This window comes from Roseovarius sp. M141 (assembly GCF_024355225.1).
Taxonomy (GTDB): domain Bacteria; phylum Pseudomonadota; class Alphaproteobacteria; order Rhodobacterales; family Rhodobacteraceae; genus Roseovarius.
The window spans coordinates 28018-49868 of record NZ_VCNH01000006.1; the positions used below are offsets into that span (position 1 = coordinate 28018).

Consider the following 21851-nt stretch of genomic DNA (forward strand, 5'->3'; position numbering starts at 1 on the left):
GTCTGGTTCCGATTTATCAGGAACCCAACACCAGCAAAAAGCATCCGCAGCATAAGATCTGGCCATATCTGTTGCGCAATCTGGTGATCGACCGCCCGAACCAGGTCTGGTGCGCTGACATTACATACATCCCGATGCAGCGTGGTTTTCTGTATCTCGTGGCGATCATGGATTGGCACAGTCGCAAGGTTCTGAGCTGGCGATTATCGAACTGAACTGGCCCCCTTTTCGACCGGACACTTGGGCATAACCATGGAGGCTTAGGTATATGCCTGAGCACGTGCTTATGTCTGAGATAGAAATCATCACTGATGGCGGCCGTCGTCGTCGCTGGAGCGCGGCCGAGAAGCTGCGCATTGTCGAAGAAACGCTGGATGACCGGGCCAGCATTTCTGTGGTCGCACGCCGCAATGGCGTGGCCCCCAATCTATTGTATCGTTGGCGCAGGCTCATGCTGGAGGGGGGAAGTGTCGCCGTGTCAGAGGATGATGATGTCACAAGCAACAAGGTCGTCCGACAGATGGAAGATCGCATCCGTGAACTCGAACGCCAGCTTGGCCGCAAAACGCTGGAGGCCAAGATCCTGCGCGAGGCGTTGGACAAATCACGCTCAAAAAAACAGACCTTGCACGTGCGGTCGCCTCTGAGGGGAGATTTCCAGTGAAGGTCGTGGCCGAAACAGTGGGTGTGGCCCGCTCGAACTTGATTGACAGGTTGAACAACAGGACGAAGCCGCGTCGGCGCTACTATAAAGCGCAAGACGCGGCGGTGGTGCCGCTGATCACGACGCTGGTGGCGGCCCGACCGACCTATGGCTACCGGCGGATTACGGCAATCCTTAACCGGCAACTGCGCGCGGAAGGGCTGGCAGCCGTCAACCACAAAAGGGTCTATCGCATCATGAAGGCACACAACCTGCTTCTGGCACGGAAATACACGCAGCGCCCGGAGCATGTTCACGACGGCAAGGTCATCGTCATGCGCTCGAACCTGCGCTGGTGCAGCGATGGCTTCGAGTTCACCTGCTGGAACGGTGACATCGTCCGTGGCGCCTTTATCATCGATGCTCATGACCGCGAAATCATCGCTTGGCGCGCCGTGGTGAACGCCGGGATCAGTGGCTCTGACATCCGCGACATCATGCTCGAGGCCGTGGAACGCCGCTTTGGTCATCATCGTGCGCCGTCGGTCATCGAGATGCTGTCCGACAACGGCTCGCCCTATATCGCGAGGGACACGCAGATCTTCGCCCGCCAATTGGGCCTGAAGCCATGCTTCACGCCGGTCCAAAGCCCACAGAGCAATGGCATCTCGGAGGCATTCGTGAAGACGCTGAAGCGCGACTACGTCCAGGTGACGCCTCTACCGGACGCCCACACAGTTCTTGGATTGATCGGAGCTTGGATCGAAGACTACAATGACAACCACCCGCACTCAGGGCTGAAAATGCGCTCGCCACGTGAGTTCATCGCAGCTCAAACCGCAACCGCCTGAGTGTCCGGTCAAACGGGGGCAAGACCACGAACAGCATGGACGCGGGGTTCTGCATCGAGGCCCTGAAAGAGGCCTTGGCCAAACACGGCGCGCCGGAAATATTCAACACGGATCAGGGAAGCCAATTTACCAGCGGCGACTGGATCGACGTGCTCATCGAGGCAAAGGTAAAGATCAGCATGGATGGCAAAGGCGCATGGCGCGATAATCGCATGATCGAACGGCTGTGGCGGTCATTGAAGTATGAATGCGTCTACCTGCATGCCTTCGAAAGTGGTTCAGAGACAAAGGCTGGTATCAGAAAGTGGCTGGCCTATTACAACGGCGAACGCCCGCACTCCACGCACGGAATCTTGACCCCTGACGAGGCATATGACAGCAAGACAGAACCAATGAGATTAGCGGCCTGAAATGAAATCCTGATCCATCTTAACAAGGCTGCATACTGGTCGAAAATCCAGGACCACCTCTTAAGTCCTTATATGTTACTCAGCTGCGATCAAAGTGGGTATCTCTGATACATCAACCGCACGCGACGCCTGCCATTCATCATAGGCACCCTGCATCCTGATCCAAAGACCGGCACCGTTGCCAAACAACTTGCCAAGGCGGACAGCGACCTCAGGGCTTACGGGTTTCCGTTCGGCCAGGATGTCATGCAGATGCTGCCGGGAAATACCTAGTAACCGGGAAATCTCTGCCTTCGATTTTTTGACTTCTGGAAGTACATCTTCGCGCAGCAGTTCGCCTGGATGCGTAGGGCAGCGGTTCGGGTTACGGCTCATCATCGTCTCCTAGTGATATTGCTCAAAATCGAGCACATACGCATTGCCATCGTTGAACTCAAAAGTGACACACCATGGCCCGTTTATATGGACGGTATAGCGCGTTGGCTTGTGTCCTTTGAGAGCATGAAAGTCGAAACCGGGTAACTTCATATCTTCAAGGCTTGTCGCAGCGTCTAGTGCATCCAACCGTCGAAGGATGCGCGCATGAAACCTAGCATCAATTTTGGACTTTCCTGTTTCCCAAAGAGCCTTGAGTTGTTTGTTGTCGAAGGTCTTTATCATCTGGTAATGTAACCTATTAGCTTACATGTGTCAACAGTCTGCTTACACATTATTGATTGCAACGTCCACAACCAAGGAAGTTGAAAAGACCCGCGCTAAATCCTTGCCTCGATCATACTATTCAAGATAAATTTCTAGCGCTTATAGAGAATCTTGGTAGGTTTCCCACATCTGTTCAATGAGTTGCCCTTGAGTGATGCCGAGGCGTTCGGCTTCACTCGCTATGGCCTCCCCTACCCTTGGGAAAACTTTGGGGTGCAGCTGATATGTTCGAGGGCTTGGCTTTCGGCCAGGTTTTTTCCTGGGTGTGCGGTCTACAAAGCCTCTGGCTTCGCCAACCTCGTCAACTTTCCGAACTTCGGCGGGGCCAGTGTCTTTTGGCCGTGCTGTAAGACCTGCTAGTCTATTTGAGCCGCTCATACACTGCCTCCGTAAATGCTGTGGCGTTCAACAAAGCCCTGTCCACCTTGCCGCCAGTCACAATCTCAGGGTTGTTCAACATCGATGTGAGATCACCGCCATAGGCAAACAGTTCTGAGAACGCCGCGCGAGCCACCAGTGACGGTTCGATCATATCGATCCCTGCCCCGCGTAATTGATTTTCTAGCTCTTTTTGCACCCGGCTCTTAACCGCTGCGCTTGTCTTGGTCAGAACTACCGCGTGTCTGATGGTCCGGTTCAGAGCTTCTTCCTCTTCCCGAACAAGCGCTAAAGCCTCCGATCCGATCTCAGCGTCCAGTGCAGTTGGCTGCATCGGCACGATGACTAGATCAGCCTGTGAAATGGCACGGCTCACCAGTTGTGAAGCGACACCTTCAAGATCGACAATCACGATCTTGCCGTCTCCATCCGCATTTTTGATTGTGGTCACAATCTCTGAACGCCCAATGTCGCTGTGAAGTGTGACGCCCTTAGGCAGTCCGTGGGATGCCCAACGTGTAAGAGACTTGTTCGGGTCACAATCCAAGGCAGTCACACCAGCGCCCATCCGAGCGAACTCTGATGCCAACAGAACTGCGCATGTAGACTTTCCAACTCCGCCCTTGGGGCTCGCCATTACGATGACTGGCATTCAACTAACCTGCTTTATTTTTCTTACCAGAAATGTATCTCTAACCTGATTTAAATTCAATACCTGTTATTTTTCTTATACCAGCATTATTTATATTACCGGATTTAAACCCCACACCTGTTTTATTTCCATAACCGGTTTTCAATCCCGTCATGGACGACCCCTTTTCTCAAACCAACTCTCACAAAACTTGATGTAGTGCTTAGTTGGGTGTTTCGGCTCGATCTCTTCTTTGCCGCACCAACGACGCCACTCATGCTCCAGATGCCGGGTATCCCAGCCAGGAGCAGCTTCCCGCGCAGCATCATACGCATCTGGCTCAAGTCGCCCCTCGAACACGTCTTCTTGTGGAGTAGGGACCGAACCACGGGAATAAAACACCGCCTGTGAACCCTCAAGACGAAAGCTATAATCTGGGATGTGATCGTGAGCGACATCTTCCGCAACGATCTTAGAAATAAGGCGTTTAAACTCTTTGTCAGTGGAGTAGGAGCCGCATTTGTCCTTGAGCTTAGTCAGGCCGATGGCCCAACGCTGCTTATATCCACAGTGCTTTCGTGCAATCTCATAAAGACGGCGTTCCAACGGCTTTCGAAGCCGAAAATAGTTTCGGCTGAGCGTAAGAACTTCACGCGCGTTGATGGCATTGAACACCCAGTCCGACAGCTTAACTTCGATTTCCTGCATCCGACCATCGCGGGTTTCCCTAACGATACGGTAGCGGTCAATCAGGCCGAAGCCATCTAGTACTTCAGTGTCTGCCGTTGTGATGTTCGTGGCAATACGAGTCCCGGAAAGCCGCTCAAATGCGGCTCTGAGCTGCTCATAGCCGCGTCCATCAGTGCCTCGGTTCGTTGAGGTAAGTAGGTCAAACGCCTTGAAACGTATCGTTTGGTTGACCTCTCGACCATCATTTAAAGCCGCAATCACTTGAGAGATACAGAAGATCAGGATGTCTCGATCATAAACGGTTGCTAGTCCCTTTACCGAAGGAACAACTTCGACAAAAACATCACCATTCTCATATCGACGGATGTTCTTATCAGGCTTTGTAGAGATCGAAAAAACGGGATGCTCCATTGAAGCCATATCGCCCTTGGGCGCAGCATCAAAGATATCGCAGACGAAGAAATCGCCTTGCTGCATTCGGTCCGGCAGAAGAGGGGACCGTGCTTTCGTGTTATTACCCACCATGTACCCTAAATTCGTGTTATTGCACACCAAGTCAAGTTATTTCGTGCTAACACACACCAATCAGCAGAAACGTGCTATTACACACCAAGTTTCGTGCTATTGCACACTGTTGAACGTGTTACCACACACTGCGCTTTCACGTAAGATACTGTTTAGTCACACTAAAGTAGCATAAAAAATTAGCGTAACACATATATTAACTCATATTTAACACAAGAAGCTGCCTAGAAATCTATGCAAATACAACTGCACCTAACCGTTTAGACGCCTACAGCCGCTGGCTGCGCCTTCTGGTCTCTCGGGCGCTTCAGAACATCGCACGGGACGCAGACGCGTCTTGTAAGCTGCCGTAGGCATCATCGTGCGCCGATGACTGCTATGCGGGACAAAACCGCCAACCGGACGGCACCAATGAATGTCCTCTTCGCGGCAAAATAGAATTTGTATCTGAGGCAACAAATGCCCGGCGACCATTGGCCGCCGGGCACTCGATAAAGGCACTCGTTACTTACTTGATTGCCAGAATGTCGAAGTTACTGACGTTGGCGACCACGCCGTCGTCCCAACCGCCCTCGACATGCGCTCCTCAGGGGCACGACAGGTCTGCGGATCGGAGTCAGCGAGGGCAATCGCTGACCCCTTGTCCGGCGCAGGCATGCCAAGGTGGGAACATGGCGTAGCTGCAGCCCGAACGATCGAGGCGGATATCAGCCGCTCCGAATTCTCAAAGTTTTCCAGTATTTCGATATGTCGCGGGAGATCCTGCACATGCAGGCGGAAGCGGGCAGGCACATGCGGGGGCCAAGGGCCGAGCGTCTTGCCGCAGGCCTGCCTGACCAGCCAGTTCGCCGAGGGCAGGCAGTCGTCGATCAGGTAATCCATGCCACTGATCCGCGCCATCAGCGCGTCCGACATGCCCCCCGCCGCGCGACCGGTCAGGCGACAGGACGCCTGAACCTTTACGTCGTCGGCGTGGCACACCTTGCAGCCAGCGGTTCGGAGTTCCCGCACAATCCGGCGGTCTTCGCCGCACCTGACCTGCGCGAACCCTCCGACATCCAGATACGCGGTGCGGGTGAACGCGAGGCTCGCCCCCGCCGCTTCGCCGTGAGTGTCAGCGATGTCCACACACCCGGGCGCGTGGCGGGCGTAGATGTCCTGCACTAAGGCCCTGTAGATGCCTTCCAGTTCGGCCAGGTGCGGGTCCATGCCATCGAGGGTATCCGCTTCGCCCGCGATCAGATCGACCTTGCCGCAGACAGCGTCCACCGTTTGCAGATGCGCAAGGTTTCGCGCGATCCAATCGGGGGCGACGATGCAATCCGCATCTGTTGTGAGCAGAAATTGCAGATCAGGCATGTTGCGCAGAGCGTGATCGCACCCGCTTTTTCGTGCCGATCCGACACCTTTGTGCGGCGCGAGTTCGCGCTCAAGCACCGTCAGGTCAAGGCCGAACCGCGCGGCGGTGTCGCGGGCCACGCCACTGGTGCGGTCGGTGGTGTTGTTGACCATCAGGATCACCGAGACCTGCACCGTGCTTTGTCCGGCCAGGGCAGTCAGACAAGCACCGATCCGGCCTTCTTCGTTGCGGGCGGGGATGACAATAGCGGCCTTTTTTATGGCGGTGCGGCTCATGTCTGGCCCTCCGGCAATCCTCGGTCTATGCGATATCCTTCGGCCTGCGTCACGCAATCGAAATCATGGGTCGACAGTGCCGCTGTGAAGACCGCCAACGCCTCTTCGCCCTGCAACTCATGATCCGTTTCGCCAAGCCAAGTCACAGAGAGCACCTCCGCCTTCGGCCAAGAAGTGGCGATATCCGAGGCCAGTTCGCGCAGGCTGTCGCGATCAAGGAAATAGAGGATCTCGGACAGGATCAGCAGGTCGAAATCGTCCGCAGGCAGCGGACAAGGATAAAAGTCGTGAATGAAAGTGGCATCCGGCACCGCCCGGCGCGCGGCTTCGATCGCAATGACTACCGCATCCATGCCGGTATAGCGGTCGCGGATATTCACCAGATGCCGGGCAAGCTGCCCGTTACCGCAGCCCAGCTCGAAGACCGAGGTGTAATGAGCCCGCGACAACGCAGCCCGTGTCGCGACAAACTTTGCCTGCTCATACTCGCTGTGCTCGAAATCCCAGGGATCCGGGGTATCCGCATAAAGCGCGTGCAAATGGTCCCGGCCCACACCCATCACGGCATCCTCCAGAAGATCTCGTCTTCTGTAATGAATTTCTCGATGAATTCGGTCGGCAGGGTGAAACCCGAAGGATCATCGGTAACGATCTGTCCCATTTGGGTGCGATGGGCGTCGATGGCCGCGCGTTTTCTCAGCTTGAAGTCAGTCGAAGGCACAGTCACCGGGGCATAACCGGCGATGTTGCGGTGGAAATCAGGATCGTCCCAGCGAGACCAGACGGGATAGCTATAAAATTTCCAGTCCGGGCGTCGGCTGCGCAACTGGCCCGCGAAACATGCCGTTGCCTGATGATCCTCGTGGTGATCTTCGGCGGCGGGTACGAAGATATGGCGCGCGCCATGGTCTGTTATGACCTGTTCAAGCTCGGCGGTAACGGTGGCGGCATCAGTCTGGTAAAGACGGCTATCGGGCATGCCCAGCCAAGTCAGGTCACACGCCGTTCCCCCCAGACACTCGATCGCTGCGACCATCTCCGCATGTCGCTGGCGGGCCAGTCGCTCCGGTGCCCATTCGGTCGAACCCGGATGGCTTGCGCTGCCATCCGTCAAGCAGATGACATGTGCGCCTTCCCCGGCAAAGGCGCGCGCCAGAAGCGCGCCACAGCCGAGGGATTCATCGTCGGGATGTGGTGCCAGCACGGCGAGTTTTTCTTGGCCTTGGAACACACCTGACGACAAGGGATGGTGCGCGACATTCATCCGAACACCCCCCAGATGCGCCCATCAACCCCGAGGGCCGTCTCGGCCGCCCTTTGCAGGAACGCATCCCGCGCGGCCTGCCGAAGGTAGACCGCCAGATCGCGGGCCATGCGTCCGGTCTCGGACCCGGCCTCGAAATGCCGCAGGCCGATGCTCTGCTCGACGGCCCGGATGGCATCGAGCCCGACTTCCTCGGTAAAGAGCCGCGCCGCAATCGACGTGGCAACGATGTCATCCGGCGCGATGTGGCGATCGGCAGCGGCTTCGGCGGCGCGCTCGGTCAGGGCGATGCCGGCCCAGGCGCGCATCAGCGCATCCATCAACCGGCCCTTCTGGGCCTCCGCCCCCATGCGGCCTGCGGCCCTAAGCTCTGTTGCCGCCACATCCAGCAGGCCCGCGGCGGCACCGGCCTGCAAGGCCGCGATCCGCCAGACACCGCCGACGAATTGCGGCTCCTTCAGGTAATCGCCGGGGTTGCCGATCCATTCGACCTGGTCCGCAGGCAGGCCGGTGAAATCGTAGTTTCCCGAGGCAGTCGCCCGCATCCCCTGCATGTCCCATGCGGACGGGTCCGCCCGGGCGACATCGCTCACATCGATCAGTGCCAGCCGCACCTCGGGACCGGAATCGACAGTGACCAGCGCATGACTCACGTTGCCCAGTCCCGAGGCAAAGCACTTGCCGCCCTGCAAGATCTTGCCCGTGGCGTCCAGCGTCACCGGCACCGCGCCATCGGCCCCCCAGATGCCCAGCAGGGCGCCCTCGGCGATCCGGCGGTCGACCCCCGCCTTTTGCACCTTTGTTCCATAAAGGCGCACAAGATGCAGCGCGTTGGTATGCCCTTCGAACAGCCGCCCGACACCGAGGTTTGCACCGCCAACCTGCATCAATGCCCGGGCGGCGCGGGCGAGATCGGTCGCGCCATCATCCGTCAGAAGTCCCGCCTGTCGCAGCAGGTCGATAGAGCGGCTGATCGGGCGCGCGCCGCGTTCCTCCTGCGCAGCGGCGTCCCGCAGAGCCTCGGAGACATCGGAGGGCACCGGCCCGGCGGTGTTCGATGGCGGCAGCGCAGCAAGGGGTCTGGAAACTGTCATATGCTCTATACCACGCTCAATTGCGCGCGCCTCGCGGGGGCGTGCTCCAGCAGCTGCGCCCAGTCCCCGGCGACCCGGCCCAGCCGGAAGGCGGGATTGGCCGTGACCTGTGGCAGCGCGCGGCGCCATGCGCGGATGCGGGCGAGGATCTGCGCCGGGTCGTGTCCGTCCACGCGCTGCTCCGCATCTCCTACGATCTCGGCATTGGCGCCCAGTCTATCATGCACCAGCACGGGGGTGCCGATCGCATTGGCCTCGGCCAAGACCAGGCCGAAGGTCTCGGCGAATGTCGTCTGGGGGTAGAACAGGCAAAGCGCACGTCGCATCTGCCGGATGAGCGCCCCATGGGACAGCGAGCCTAGAAAGACCACCCCCTCCGGCACCGGCCCGGTGTCCCAGCGCAGATAGCCGGGATCGGCGACGGCCAGGGTCAGGTTCGGAAGATCACGGCGCAGGGTAGCAAACTGGCGGAACACCTCCGCCAGCCCCTTGTGCGGTGAACTGGCGAAAAGCAGCCGGTCGGGGTCGCGTGGCGTGGCATCGGGATGAAGGGCATCGTCGAGCGGATTGTATATCACCCGGATGCGCGGCACATCTTCCGCCCCGAGGAAATCCGCAAGCGCACGCGCATGCGTTTTGGAAACGCAGATGACGGTGATGTCGGCCGCTTTCAGCGCCGGGCCCATCTTTCGGTTGTGACGGCCGGGATAGACGTGCAACCAAAGAAAAATCGGTGTGTCCGGGTGCTGCCTGCGCAGCTTGATTGCGACCTTCCAGCGGTTGATGACGATAAGTGCGGCGGGTCTTTGCTGCTCATCGAGGTCTTGCAGCGATCGCAACTGGCCCGCTCTCGACAAGTGTCGATGGCTGCGACCGTTCTGGTAATGCGTGATCTCGAACCGGGGGCTAAGCGCGGTGGCCACCCGCAGCACCGTGGCCTCGGTGCCGCCAAGCCCGCCGGTCTCGAGATCGGGCAGGTCGTAACCCGCGGCAGAGCACGGATCGACGATCATCAGAGGCACACGCCGGGTCTCATTTCGAAGCACTTTCATTGCGCGGCCATTTCTGTCACCGGGGCGGAGGCGAGGATCCGCTCGACCCGGGCCGACGTGGCGGGCGTGACCGGGATGTCGCGCCGCGCCAGCAGGTCGGGCCGGCTGACATGGCTGATGCCGAGGGTCGGGATATCGACCGGCACGGACTTGACCCTGCCGTTCTGCCGCCAGTCCTCGACCTTGGCCCAGACCTTCTGCCGGTCCGCCTTACGTCTGGCGCTGTCGTAATCCGAGACTGCGGATTGCGTCAGGCTGTCCGGGGTCTCGATCTTGGTCAGCAACAGTTCGGGAACGATCCAGATGACCTCGCCGTTCAGGATCAGCCGGTTGCGGAATTCCCGGTCCTCCTCGATGCAATCCTCGAACCCGCCGAGGCGGCGGAACACATCCGAACGGAAGAGACCCGAATTGATATGTGTCCATTCCCCCGGCACCTGCGCGCCCATCTGAAGGTTCGGGAACACGTCATCGAGCAGGGACAAATCGCGCCGGATCTCGACGCGACGCCCGTCCGGCAGGATCAGCTCATGGTGGGTGAGTGCCGCGCTGACCTCCAGCCGCTGCCCCGCCTCCTTGTTCGCCAGTTGCCAGTTCAGGCAGTCGTCGGCCCCGATATCCTGCGCGGTCAACACGCGGACCTGCTGCAACACCTTGTCGCGATGCGGGATGTCGTCGGAATCGTGGAACGTGATCGCGTCGCCCGCAGTCAGCAAAAGACCCGCGTTCTTGGCGTTGGCGGTGCCGAGGTTTCGCGACAACCGGATATAGTTGAAACGCGGATCAGAGAGGAACGGCTGCACCGCGCTTTCGATCGCGTCCGTGCTGGCGTCGTCGATGACCGTGACGCGGATGTTCCACCAGCTTTGCTCCAGTGCGGCTCGGATGGCTCCGGCGATCAGATGCGCGCGGTTGTAGGTGGGGATGACGATATCGACCAAGGGGGCGAGCAGGTCGGATGTCATGTGGAAACCTCCGTCAGGGGTGGGGCGATCGCGGCGCGATAGGCGCGCAGGCTTGTGTCGGTCAGCAGCGCGGCGGGCAGCGGCAGCAGGAGCGCCAGCAGCGCGGCGCGGATCAGCGGCTCCGTGGGTTGCACGCCGAGCAGCAGCAGGATCGCGGTGAGGAAGACCATGAGATGACAGGCGGAGAGTGAGGGATCGCCCTTGCCGCGGCCTTGTCGGTGACCACGAATGTCAGGCGGCAGCCCGTCAGCGCGTCGAAGGTTGCCTTGGCCGATTGCGGGGCCAGCGCGATGCGACAGGCCAGTGCGTGCAGGATAACCGGAAGGGCTTGCCCGTCGCGGATCCCGCGCACGACGACGCGGGTCGTGATGTCAGCCAGGCCGAGCAGGATAGCCCCCGCAGCCAGCGTGGCGGCGACCGTTTGCCCCTGTCCGGTCAGCAGCCAGACCGTCAAGAGCGCGGAGGGAACCAGTGCGAGGCTGAACCAGGCGGTCAGTTGCGACAGGATGACGAGCCGCTTGTGCAGGTTGAAATTGCCGACAGGGGTGAGGATCGTTCGCCCATGTCGCAGCAGGGTCTGGACGTTGCCGCTGCACCAGCGATACCGCTGCTTTTCGAGATCACGCAGGGACAGCGGCAGCAGGCCCTTGCCCACGACCCGGTTGATAAACCGCCCGGTAAAACCGGCGTGGCAAAGCCGCACGCCCAGGTCCGCATCCTCCGTCGTGGTGACACCGGACCAACCCCCCTACGTCAATCAGCGCCGCTTTCGAAATCACGCAGAGCGTGCCGGTCAGCAGCACTGCCTCGGCCTCGTCTGCACCGGCGGCGTCGGTGCGAAAATATTCTTCGAGCTCGGCATCCACACCCGGTGCGGTGGTCGTCGTGGCAACATAAGATTGCGGAAACTGCACGTAATCCGCCCCGGTCCGATGCAACGCCTCAGCGGCGCGGCTCAGAAAATCGCGATGGACGACATAATCCGCATCGACAGTTACCACATGGGTCGCATCGGCGCGCGTGTGCGCCAGCGCGATGTTGAGCGCGCCGGCCTTGGCGCCGCGCACGCCCATCCGGTGCAGGAAGGTGATCCGACACGGATGCGCCGTGCAGAAGGTCGCGACCGGCTTCCACAGCGCGGGATCGGCCGTGTTGTTGTCCATAACGATGATCTCGTAGCCACCTGACGGCCAGTCCTGATCGAGTAAGGCCCGCAGGGTGCGGATCACCAAGTGAGGCGGTTCCGAATGGGTCGCAACATGAATTGAAAATCGCGGGGTAACGGATCTCTGCTGACCTGCTGTCAATGACGTGGGCAAACAGGCGATAATTGGCCGAAGAGCCATCAGGGCAACCTGAATTGCAACGATGGCGGCGCAAACGATCATGCCCACTGTCGGAACGGCAGCGGACAGAATCAGTATTCCACAGATTGCGACAAGCCGTAGTTTCACACTCGCCCCCAAGCGTTAAATTTCGATAAATATTATTTACAATCAGTAGTTTGTCCGGTTCGGACGCTACCGAAGAGGTAACAACTCTCGTTGCTGTTTAGTTCCCGCGGGCAGGGCAATTCGCAATCCATGCCGACGCTTCGACAATGCGCCAGACCGCCTGCCCCCGCTTTCAACTGGATTGAATTGGTTTTCCGTCTCTAGTCTTGCGGAAACCACGAAGTATCCATGTCGGCGTAGCGATCATGGAAATCCGTAAGTTCGATCATCGCATCTTCTCTAAGAATCCGGAGGCGATTCTGATCGCGGTGAATGTAGCCATCCTCTTCCATCCGGATGAAGGTCTTGCTGATGTAAACGTTGGTAAGGCCCAGATAATCGGCAATCTGGCTCTGGGTCATTGGCAGGCGAATGGTGTCGGTCATATCCCGGTTGGTGATCCTGAGCCGCGCGATCAGATCCAGCAGCATGTAGCTGACCCGTTCTTGCGCACTCATCCGGCCCATTGCACGGAGCACATCGATCAAAACGACTTGGTCGCGAAGCGCTATCGACAGCAAAAGTGCCGAAAGCCGCGGAGATCTGCGCAGGATTTCGTCGAGCGACGACTTTGGAAACGGACACAGGCACACTTCTTCGACAGTGCGCAGTGTGGTCGTGGAGTGCTTAAGGGCGACGTCGGGGAAACCGATGATGTCGCCGGGATGATGGATCTTGACGATCTGGCGGCGGCCATCGGGCAGATCGGTATAGCTGAAGGCCCAGCCATGCTTCACGACATAGAGGTCCTTGTTCTCGTCACCCCCCTGATACACCTCATATCCGGCACCAAAGTTGCGCTCTGCCTTCTCTAGTGTAGCCAATCTGTCCCGATCCGCATCTGACAGGGAGACGTAGTGTGAGAGCTTCGTAACGAGGCAACTGGATTTGCTGGACATGATGGCCTTTCTATTTGCCCCCCCGGATGTGAAGCCAGTCAAAAATGTTGAGAACGATGAAGATCAGCGCTGAGATGAACGCCGCCTCTTTCAGGTAACCTAGCCCGCAGGCGATACCGATCGACCCTACGGCCCAGATCGCCGCGCCGCTGCGAACGCCCTTGAGCCGTCCATCGTCGCTGGGCGACATGATCGCCCCCGCTCCGAGGAAGCCGATACCGCCGACAATACCTTGGATCAGACGGGTGGGATCGATCGACATGGCCTCGTCCTCGGCCATACTGCTCAGGGCAAAATTAAGGGTGACTGCCATCAAGGCGGCAGAGCCAATGGCGACCAGGACATAAACTCCTGCCCCTAAAGGCTTGCCCTTGATCTCGCGATCAAGCCCGACGACCAACCCGCATGCGCCGGAAAACAGGACGCGGAGTATGAACTCACTGAAATCGACCATTATCGAAAACTTACCTCCGCAGATTGTCGTCATCAACTTTCCTTAGCTGTAATTGCAGGTATCGGGTTTAATCTGCATTGAGAAACGGTAAACGGTCTATGGCTATGGTCGCATGTTGGACCGGCAATCCCTCCGGATGAAAAAGAAACCTTTCCGACAGGAGGAAACACGAATGTTTTTTGACGGATTCGTCATTGATGCCTTTGCCAAGGGTGTCCTGTTGAGCGCGGCTGGCATTGCCTGGATCATCCTGCTAGTCCGCGTGGTCGGCCTGCGGTCGTTCTCAAAAATGACGAATTTCGACTTCGTGATGACCGTCGCCATGGGCTCGCTTCTGGCTGGGGCGTCGCAGTCGCAGGAATGGACAGGATTTCTTCAGACGCTGACGGCGATGGCCACCCTTTTTGCCGTCCAGTATTTCGTCTCGCGGCTGCGGCACTGGTCGCCGCGGCTGGACGCGCTGGTTCAGAACACGCCGGTTTGTCTGATGAAGGACGGCGTCATCCTGCATGACAACCTGCGCGCGACGCGTGTGGCCGAGGAAGACCTGCTCGCCAAACTGCGCGAGGCGAACGCGCTGGAGCTGTCGACGGTGCGCGCCGTGGTGCTGGAAACGACCGGCGATATCTCGGTGCTGCACGGCGATCATGTGGATGAGGTCCTGTTCAAGGGCGTCGCCGAGGACTGATGGAAAACGCCACTTTCTTCGAATTCAGCCCCTATCATCTGACCCTCGCGGTCGTCGGCTGCATCGTGATCCTGTCACGCTGGTTTCCACGGCTCATTTCATCGCGCGAACCGGCGGCCGCGCCGCTGATGATCCTGCTGGGGGCCGGAGCCGTCTTGATGATCCCCGGCCTGCCCGCGCCCCCCGATCCGCGCACGGCGCCGCTGCTGTGGGAGGTGATGGCAGAGATCACCGTCATCGTTGCGCTCTTCGCGGCGGGCATGCGGGTCGACAGCCTCGGGCCGCCGGGAAAATGGGCACCGACGCTGCGGCTGCTCCTGATCGCGATGCCCCTGACCATCGCGGCGGTCGCGTTCCTCGGCGTGGTGCTGGGCGGGCTGACCGCCGGAGCTGCCGTTCTGCTGGCCGCCGTGCTTGCACCCACCGACCCAGTCCTTGCCGCCGACGTGCAGATCGCGCCGCCGCAGGAGGGACAGGAACATCCGGTGCGTTTCGCCCTGACCACGGAGGCCGCGCTGAACGACGGGCTGGCCTTTCCGTTCGTTTATCTCGGCCTGATCCTCATTGCGCAGGGTTTGGCCCCCGCTGAATGGGGGCTTCAGTGGTTGCTGGAGGACGTGATCTACCGGATTTCCATCGGGGCCGCGATGGGCTGGGCCGGGGGGTGGCTGCTGGGCCAGATACTGTTCAACCTGCCGCGCGAAACCCGGCTGGCCGATACTGGCTCGGGAGTGATCGCGATTGCCGGGGTGTTCCTGTGCTACGGCTCCACCGAACTGGTCGAAGGCTATGGTTTCATCGCCGTGGCCGCGATGGGCCTATCGCTCAGGCGTATTGAGAGCGAACACCACTATCATCGGCATCTGCACGATTTTTCGGAATCCATCGAACACGCCCTGACGGCGCTTTTGCTTATCGCTCTGGGAGCCCTGCTCCCCACTCTGGCAGCGGACCTGACCTGGAGCCATGTCGCCATCGCGGTGCTGCTGATCGTGGTGCTGCGCCCGCTTGCCGGATGGATATCGTTGACGGCAAGCGCGCTGGCCCGTCCCGACCGAGCGGTTGTTGCCGTCTATGGGGTGCGCGGGATCGGGTCGATCTATTATTTGGCCTATGCGACAGGCTACGCCGAACTCGATAACCTGTCCGACCTGTGGATCATCACCGCACTGACGATTTTCCTGTCGACCGTCCTGCATGGTTTCACAGTGGGCTGGAGCATGGAAAAGATCGGGAGATGACTATCAGATCAATCTGTTTGGAACTGAGGGTGAGCGCTTTGGATATCATCCATAGAGGAACGCCTAACCACGTGAAGGTGCCGCAATGTCGCTAGTTATCGGACTTTTAGGATGGCTTTTCCTGATCATCGTCACGACGGACTTTCTGATCACGACGGCTGGCACAAACGATAGCAGTCCAATCGCGATACGTGTGGCCCGGACCGCATTCCGCCTGTTCAGGCGACTGCCCGACACGGACATCAAGCACAAGATCATCGGCCCGCTGGTCGTGGCAACCGTGGCCACATGGTGGATCCTGAGCGTGAACCTGTCCTGGGCGATGATCTTTTACGGCATCACTGGATCAGTCGTGGACCAGAGCAGCGGGTTGTCGGCAAGCCCGGTCGGATTCATATCGCACGTCGGTCATCTCCTCTCGACGGTTGGAGGCGGCACGACATCGCCTGCCACATCGACTATCTCACTCCTGGGTGTAGTGGTCGGTGTGAATGGCATGGTTGTCCTGACACTCGGCGTGAGCTTTGTCATGGCGACCACTCAAACGGTGGTCCATGGGCGCAAACTTCTACTATACCTTCACGCCAGCCAAGACGATAACCTCATGCTTTTGAAGGATCTGGCAGGATTGACCGCCGAACTGAACGCCGCTCCCTTTGCGCTATTTTTCAGTCATCAGGATCCAGAAATGAGGGTTCCGGAGAGACTGACAGAAGTGTTTGCCCATAGGCTTGATGACGCGGAGACAGACTGGGCACATCTGGCCCGGGCACTGCCTTATTTCCGGCAATATTCCGGACCCGACGTCTCATCAAAGCTGCAGGAATGGCTCAGGGATTTCTCCGCCCGCCATATGCCGTGATCCGACAGTATAAAGATAGATTATCCGCGCTGCCAAAACCTCATTTTCCCGCAAGCCTCGATGAAATCCGCACAGTCGTCCTTGCCCTCGAGTCGGAATACGCCGTCGTCAAAATCGTCAACTCCTGCCGCATGGAACAGTTGCTCGGCTTCGCCGGTGAGTGCGATGAACTTCGCATGTGCAAAAGCGTCGGCAGCAAATCCCTTGGCCGGATGCATGGATGCCAGCTTTTTTACCCCGTCTGCAGATGCCATTACAGCGACAGCATCATAGAGCACGGATGGCCCGCCATCTATTTTCTGATCCGCCGACACGCTTTTTGCCGTCGGACGTCTTGATGCCGCCGATCGTGGGGGCGACGATTTCCATCATGCCGCCCACGTCTTTCACCGCCTGTTGCAACGAGGCGAGCAGGCCCCCATCGATACCGTCGGTTACAAGGATGCCCAGTTTCCGACCCTTGAAGCTATCCGGTCCGTTCTTGAGGATCGACAGCGCATCCGATGGCTTGAGCCCTTCAACCATATCGCGCCGCGGCGCATGCGGTTCCGGCATTTCGTCAAAACCCAGCCCATCCGAGACAGCCTGAGCAAGATCCGTATCGATATTTGGCAAGTGGGCTACGACACGCTTGCGGATATCCAGCACCTCGCATTTCGACAGTTCGAAGATGAGCGCGCCGGCAATGTGGCCCTGCTCCACCTCTGTCTGGCTTTGATAGAACTGGCGGGCCTGACTGTAATGGTCCGCGAACAGCTCCGCACGAACCTTCCGTTTCTCGCCCTCGATCGCTTCGGGATAGGAGGTGAACCCGGTCTCCGCATCAGCCCGAGGGCCGCCATCCTTCCAGCTGTTCGGCTCATAGTTGGCGCGCCCTGCCGGGTTATGCATCGCCATGTGCCCGTCCTGCTGGAAATGAGCAAACGGGCATTTCGGCGCGTTCACCGGGATATGGGTGAAATTCGGCCCGCCCAGCCGTTTGATCTGCGTGTCCAGATAGGAAAAGTTGCGGCCCTGTAGCAACGGGTCGTTTGTGAAATCGATCCCCGGTACGATGTTCTGGGTGCAGAATGCGACCTGTTCCGTCTCGGCAAAGAAGTTGTCGACCACGCTGTCCAGCACCAGCCGCCCGACAATGCGGACCGGCACGTCCTCTTCCGGGATCAGCTTGGTCGCATCCAGCACGTCGAAATCGAACTTGTCGGCAAAGGCGTCGTCAAACACCTGCACACCCAGTTCCCATTCTGGATAATCACCCGCTTGGATCGCGTCCCACAGATCACGGCGGTGGAAGTCGGGGTCGGCGCCGTTGATCTTGATCGCCTCGTCCCAGAGAACTGATTGCAACCCCTGCTTCGGCTTCCAGTGGAACTTCACAAAGTGGCTCTTGCCCTCTGCGTTCACGAACCGGAGCGTATGGACGCCAAACCCTTCCATGAACCGGAATGACCGCGGAATGCCCCGGTCCGACATGGTCCACATAATCATGTGCATGGCTTCGGGCATCAGAGAGATGAAATCCCAGAAGTTGTCATGTGCCGACTGCGCCTGCGGAAAGGCGCGATCGGGTGCTTCCTTAACTGAATGGACCAGATCGGGAAACTTCATCGCGTCCTGAATGAAGAAAACGGGAATGTTGTTTCCGACGATGTCCCAGTTGCCCTCTTCGGTATAGAGCTTGACGGCGAACCCGCGTGCATCGCGGGCTAGATCCATGGACCCCTTGTTGCCCGCTACGGTCGAGAACCGCACGAAGGCCGGAACCTTGCGGCCCTTTTCCTGCAACAGATGCGCCGACGTCAGGTCCGGGATCGCATCCGTGGTCTCGAAATATCCACGCGCGCCATAGCCACGGGCATGCACCACGCGCTCGGGAATGCGCTCGTGGTCGAAATGGAACATTTTCTCGCGGAAGTGAAAGTCCTCGAGCAATGCCGGACCGCGCGGCCCCACCTTGAGAGTGTTCTGGTTGTCCGACACCGGCACGCCCTGTGCCGTCGTCAGGCGCGCACCATCCGGTGCCTGCTGGTGCGTTTCACCGCCTTGCCCCGTTTTTTCGGAGCGCTTCGTTGTCTCGTTGGACTTCTGCGTTTCGATAGAGGGGTGAAAGTGCGGTGATTTTTCAGACATCAGTTTATCTCCAGCGACAGAAATGTGCGCGCAACAGGGGAATTATCGAACAGAACAAATGCTACGCTGCGCAATGTTTCGGAACTTCCATCTAGATTGATGCAACCGGACATAAAATCGTGCTTACCCCTCTTCTCGCAGTCAATCTGCAAAAATTCACCAGACGTCCGCCTTGCTTCGGGACGGCTGGAGTCTTGGCAGACGGCTCACTCTCCATTCGCGCTAGAAAAATCATGGAACATGTTTCGATAGACCTCTGGGCTGCCAATCTTGAATCGAGCGTGCAGGATCTGCAGACGTGGCTCGCCGCTCTGGAAGCGCGGGTCGCACAGACGGCAGCGCGGGGCGGACACATGTTGGTCCTTCCCGAGTTCGCCTGTGCCCAGTGGTTGAATTTTGCCCCGGCAGATATGGCGGAGGCGGATACCCTCGGCTGGCTCTTTGAATGTGGGCAGATATCGCTGGATGCGATTGCTATAATCTCCGCGAACTATGGTGTCTCGATACTTGCCGGAACGATACCGTTGCGCGTACCGGGCCGGTGGACGGTATTGCCACATATTTCAACCGTGCATGGTTGATAACGCCGGATGGTGCGCGTCATAGCCAAGACAAACTGAGCTTGACCCCGCTCGAAGCTCAGGGCGCTGGCGGCATTACCGTCCATGGTGAATCGATAAATGTCATCGAATGGAACGGGCTACGGATCGCTATGATCATTTGCCTCGACAGCGAATTTACGGACTTGTGGTCCCGACTGGGGACTCTCGATCTCGATCTGGTGATCATTCCTGCCAAAACAGACATGATTACCGGCTACAACAGGGTGTTCGGCTGCGCGCGTGCGCGAGCCATCGAGCTTCAGACTGTTGTGTGTGTTCTGGGCGCAGTCGGAGTGCCCTTCGGTGCCGCGCTGACGGATTCGGGCGTGGGCGGCGCCAGTGTCTTTACGCCTTGCGATATCGGCGTTTCACTTGATGGCATTCACGCGGCGATCGCGCCCCAGACTGCGCCGCATGTCCGCCGGACCAGGCGTGTCCTGCACCATGGACGACCCACTGCTCGGTGTAGGGACGTCCCCTGCCCACCCGATGCACGGTGCGGGTAAATTCACGGCCACCGTGAACGCGCCCTTTCTTTTCTGTCCGGTCAAGGGCGGCGAAAGGTTCGAGTGCGCGAATGGCGATGAAACGACCGTTGCGGGGGTTGATGACCTTATCCGCGTCGCCATGAAAAATGATGGTCGGCACTTGAGCATCAAGACGCTTGCCCGGATCGCCACTTTGCATCGCTCTCGGAACGGATGCTGGATCATGAGCGGCTCCTACGGCCAGCCCCGAATGAACACCGACCGCCGCAAAGATATCGGAATATTCCGTTGCTAGGATCAACGCTGCTGCTGCCCCGGCAGACAGGCCCGCGACATAGACTCTGGAGGGATCGGCGTTCCAGTCGGCAATGATCTTGCGCGTCATGTCCGCCAGCAAAGCGGGTTCTCCCGCGCCCCGGTTCTGATCGCCCCGTCTATACCAGTTCCAGCACCGATAATGATGGGCGTCCCGCGCCTGATCCGGATAAAGAACCAGAAAACCGAATTCCTCTGCCAGTGTATTCATCCCGGTGCCACGCGCAAAATCCTTCGACGATTGCCCACACCCGTGTAGCATGACGAGCAGCGGAAGCGGCGTCGTTGCCTTGTTCGCAGCGACCGGCACATAGAGCTTGTATGAACGGGTGCCAAAAGCGGTCTCATGTTGTCCGGCCTTGAACGTTGCGCCCCGCGGGGTCCTTGCTTGGGATCTGGTGGCAGGAACAGCCGCCCGGGCTTTGACTTTACCACTTCCGCCGCCGGCTGCACGCGACGGGCTGGCAGGCTTCACGGCTTTGCGCGCGGGCGTGCCGGGTTTTCTGGCTCTACGTTTCTTCGGTTTGGACGGGCCAAGGAGCGTGCTCCACATTTCGGTGATTGCGGAAGCGCCCGCGCGTCTTAGCTTGCGCTGTGTCTTCGCGCGTGCGCGCCTGAACGGATCGTGCATCTGACCTCACAAGCTCTGAAATATATGATACCGCGGTGTTTCACACACCGGGGTCCGCCGTTTCGCCGCCTGCTTGATTATGGCTGGCAACATGTCCGTTGCAGACGGGACGAGAAGCTCGTCTGCCTTTGCGTTGGCCAGAACGGGAAATCGGAAAAATCGCCCTGTTCTCCATACCGTCGTGTCCGATTGACATGCAACGGACATGTCTTGGTTTAACTCCGGCTTCGACTATTGGTTCATCAGCGAATAGACCTTTTTAATCGCTGCAAAACAAATGTATCGGTATTATCCACAAACCGATGAATTTCGTCATTCGACGGGTCTCGTAGCGTCCATCATTCGCTGTTCTCCGAAGGATCAGGCAGATCTTGTAGTTGCCGCCCGAGCGCCATCAGCCGCCACGCCTGATCATCTGATAACAATTTGCGCGCTTCACCGATGTTCAGCTCTGCACCCTTGACGGGAACCACATTGGCCCGCACAAACCGTCCGGTTTCACGCACCTGCACGTCATGACCCGGAAACCGCTTACGTAACTCGGCCGAAAGCGTGTCGACGATCGGATGAACATCGGTCGAGTCCAGTTCTCGGGGTGCTCCGTCCAGCAGCTCGGCAACTGCAATGCGAAGGTTGCGCAGCCCGTCCCGCAGGATGTCAAAGGAAATCAGCCCCGCCGCAGCCGCATCAGCCCACCAGAATCCGAAACCAATGCCCACGATACCCGCAATACCTGCCAAGCCCGTCTTCCAGTCGGCTGCGTTCATATCCGCATCTGTGTAGAGGATCTTGTCCATCGCCGCACGGGCCAGCGGTTTCTTCATGTGGCCAAGGATGACAGGGGGAATGATGGAATAGACAAGTGCGGCGACCATCAGCCAGCCCAGCCAGACATCCCAGCCGAGGATCGTGACGTTTCCGATGGTGGGGTGCTCCTGCAGGATCAGAGCACTGGTCGCGTCATAGAGCAGGAATCCTCCCATGGCGGTCAGCGCGCCAGCAGCCAGAAGAAAAGCCAGCGACCCGACACGGTGAAATCCGAAAGGATATTGCTCGGTCGCGGGCTTGTTCTCAAACTTTCGCGCCAGCAGGAACAGGATGGGCGGCAGCAGACTGAGCGTGTCTTCGATCCACGCTGCCTTCATTGCCTGGCTGGATCCCATCGCAAAATACATCACCGCAATGATGGTCAGCAGCCAGAAAATTGA

The 21851-nt window shown here is 58.7% G+C and carries 22 protein-coding genes and 3 pseudogenes; 7 read left to right on the top strand and 18 right to left on the bottom strand.

The window, feature by feature from the left end; all coding sequences use genetic code 11:
• Nucleotides 1–11 precede the first annotated feature (11 nt).
• From FGD77_RS03820 to FGD77_RS03830, 3 genes and pseudogenes are all read left to right on the top strand, one after another.
• Nucleotides 12–212 (top strand): annotated as a pseudogene (locus FGD77_RS03820) (DDE-type integrase/transposase/recombinase); the annotation flags it as partial.
• A gap of 56 nt (nt 213–268) precedes the next feature.
• Nucleotides 269–1494, top strand: a protein-coding gene (locus FGD77_RS03825) for an IS3 family transposase (protein ID WP_255006530.1) whose coding sequence is annotated in 2 segments (ribosomal slippage) — nt 269–611 and nt 611–1494 — 1227 coding nt in all. Because the reading frame shifts where the segments join, the coding sequence is not laid out codon by codon here.
• Between the two features lie 20 nt (nt 1495–1514).
• A pseudogene (locus FGD77_RS03830) lies at nt 1515–1904 on the top strand (transposase); the annotation flags it as partial.
• Between the two features lie 75 nt (nt 1905–1979).
• On the opposite strand, the gene FGD77_RS03835 reads toward FGD77_RS03830, so the two are convergent.
• The 15 genes from FGD77_RS03835 to FGD77_RS03905 all read right to left on the bottom strand — a co-directional run bounded on the left by FGD77_RS03835 (nt 1980) and on the right by FGD77_RS03905 (nt 13719).
• Nucleotides 1980–2279 carry a HigA family addiction module antitoxin gene (locus FGD77_RS03835; RefSeq protein WP_255006532.1) on the bottom strand — a complete coding sequence of 100 codons (300 nt, stop codon included), beginning with the start codon at nt 2277–2279 and terminating at the stop codon, nt 1980–1982.
• Nucleotides 2280–2288: 9 nt separating this feature from the next.
• The gene (locus FGD77_RS03840; protein ID WP_255006534.1) at nt 2289–2564 is read right to left on the bottom strand and encodes a type II toxin-antitoxin system RelE/ParE family toxin; all 276 of its coding nucleotides are present in this window, start codon (nt 2562–2564) and stop codon (nt 2289–2291) included.
• A 403-nt stretch (nt 2565–2967) separates the two neighbouring features.
• A complete protein-coding gene (locus FGD77_RS03845; protein ID WP_255006537.1) occupies nt 2968–3636 on the bottom strand; it encodes a ParA family protein in 669 nt (222 codons plus the stop codon).
• Nucleotides 3637–3786: 150 nt separating this feature from the next.
• Nucleotides 3787–4782, bottom strand: a complete 996-nt coding sequence (locus FGD77_RS03850) for a replication initiator protein A (protein ID WP_255006540.1) — start codon at nt 4780–4782, stop codon at nt 3787–3789.
• Between the two features lie 552 nt (nt 4783–5334).
• Nucleotides 5335–6465 (bottom strand): glycosyltransferase family 2 protein, encoded by a 1131-nt coding sequence (locus tag FGD77_RS03855; protein WP_255006542.1) that lies wholly within the window; start codon nt 6463–6465, stop codon nt 5335–5337.
• Nucleotides 6462–7025, bottom strand: coding sequence for a trans-aconitate 2-methyltransferase (locus FGD77_RS03860; protein ID WP_255006544.1), 564 nt, complete (start codon nt 7023–7025; stop codon nt 6462–6464). Before FGD77_RS03860 ends, FGD77_RS03855 begins: the two co-directional genes overlap by 4 nt.
• Nucleotides 7025–7621, bottom strand: coding sequence for a PIG-L deacetylase family protein (locus FGD77_RS03865; RefSeq protein WP_255006566.1), 597 nt, complete (start codon nt 7619–7621; stop codon nt 7025–7027). The genes FGD77_RS03860 and FGD77_RS03865 overlap by 1 nt, the downstream gene beginning before the upstream one ends.
• Nucleotides 7622–7725: 104 nt before the next feature.
• A complete protein-coding gene (locus FGD77_RS03870; RefSeq protein ID WP_255006546.1) occupies nt 7726–8823 on the bottom strand; it encodes an acyl-CoA dehydrogenase in 1098 nt (365 codons plus the stop codon).
• A 5-nt stretch (nt 8824–8828) separates the two neighbouring features.
• Nucleotides 8829–9836: a glycosyltransferase gene (locus FGD77_RS03875; RefSeq protein WP_255006549.1), complete on the bottom strand. Its 1008-nt coding sequence runs from the start codon at nt 9834–9836 to the stop codon at nt 8829–8831.
• A 35-nt stretch (nt 9837–9871) separates the two neighbouring features.
• Entirely contained in the window at nt 9872–10840 is a 969-nt protein-coding gene (locus FGD77_RS03880) for a glycosyltransferase family 2 protein (RefSeq protein WP_255006552.1), read from the bottom strand.
• The gene (locus FGD77_RS03885; protein ID WP_255006553.1) at nt 10837–10974 is read right to left on the bottom strand and encodes a hypothetical protein; all 138 of its coding nucleotides are present in this window, start codon (nt 10972–10974) and stop codon (nt 10837–10839) included. The genes FGD77_RS03880 and FGD77_RS03885 overlap by 4 nt, the downstream gene beginning before the upstream one ends.
• Complete coding sequence (locus FGD77_RS03890; protein ID WP_255006554.1) at nt 10953–11543, bottom strand: glycosyltransferase family 2 protein; 591 nt, start codon at nt 11541–11543, stop codon at nt 10953–10955. Before FGD77_RS03890 ends, FGD77_RS03885 begins: the two co-directional genes overlap by 22 nt.
• On the bottom strand, nt 11461–12228 hold the full coding sequence (locus FGD77_RS03895; RefSeq protein WP_369682688.1) for a glycosyltransferase: 768 nt from the start codon (nt 12226–12228) through the stop codon (nt 11461–11463). Before FGD77_RS03895 ends, FGD77_RS03890 begins: the two co-directional genes overlap by 83 nt.
• 266 nt (nt 12229–12494) lie before the next feature.
• Nucleotides 12495–13157, bottom strand: a complete 663-nt coding sequence (locus FGD77_RS03900; protein WP_255006555.1) for a Crp/Fnr family transcriptional regulator — start codon at nt 13155–13157, stop codon at nt 12495–12497.
• Nucleotides 13158–13242: 85 nt separating this feature from the next.
• Nucleotides 13243–13719, bottom strand: a complete 477-nt coding sequence (locus tag FGD77_RS03905; RefSeq protein ID WP_255006556.1) for an MgtC/SapB family protein — start codon at nt 13717–13719, stop codon at nt 13243–13245.
• Nucleotides 13720–13858: 139 nt separating this feature from the next.
• Here FGD77_RS03905 and FGD77_RS03910 point away from each other — a divergent pair, with 139 nt between their 5' ends.
• From FGD77_RS03910 to FGD77_RS03920, 3 genes are all read left to right on the top strand, one after another.
• The gene (locus tag FGD77_RS03910) at nt 13859–14374 is read left to right on the top strand and encodes a DUF421 domain-containing protein (RefSeq protein ID WP_255006486.1); all 516 of its coding nucleotides are present in this window, start codon (nt 13859–13861) and stop codon (nt 14372–14374) included.
• Nucleotides 14374–15615: a sodium:proton antiporter gene (locus tag FGD77_RS03915; protein ID WP_255006488.1), complete on the top strand. Its 1242-nt coding sequence runs from the start codon at nt 14374–14376 to the stop codon at nt 15613–15615. The genes FGD77_RS03910 and FGD77_RS03915 overlap by 1 nt, the downstream gene beginning before the upstream one ends.
• Before the next feature lie 85 nt (nt 15616–15700).
• Complete coding sequence (locus tag FGD77_RS03920) at nt 15701–16477, top strand: hypothetical protein (protein WP_255006491.1); 777 nt, start codon at nt 15701–15703, stop codon at nt 16475–16477.
• Between the two features lie 20 nt (nt 16478–16497).
• Here FGD77_RS03920 and FGD77_RS03925 read toward each other — a convergent pair.
• Nucleotides 16498–18607: pseudogene (locus FGD77_RS03925) on the bottom strand (catalase).
• A gap of 233 nt (nt 18608–18840) precedes the next feature.
• On the opposite strand from FGD77_RS03925, the gene FGD77_RS03930 reads away from it, so the two are divergent.
• Nucleotides 18841–19188, top strand: coding sequence for a hypothetical protein (locus tag FGD77_RS03930; RefSeq protein ID WP_255006557.1), 348 nt, complete (start codon nt 18841–18843; stop codon nt 19186–19188).
• A gap of 366 nt (nt 19189–19554) precedes the next feature.
• Here FGD77_RS03930 and FGD77_RS03935 read toward each other — a convergent pair whose 3' ends face one another.
• Both FGD77_RS03935 and FGD77_RS03940 read right to left on the bottom strand, forming a co-directional pair.
• The gene (locus FGD77_RS03935) at nt 19555–20643 is read right to left on the bottom strand and encodes a PHB depolymerase family esterase (protein WP_255006558.1); all 1089 of its coding nucleotides are present in this window, start codon (nt 20641–20643) and stop codon (nt 19555–19557) included.
• A 338-nt stretch (nt 20644–20981) separates the two neighbouring features.
• The coding region (locus FGD77_RS03940; RefSeq protein ID WP_255006560.1) for a cation transporter at nt 20982–21851 on the bottom strand (870 nt) is incomplete at its 5' end.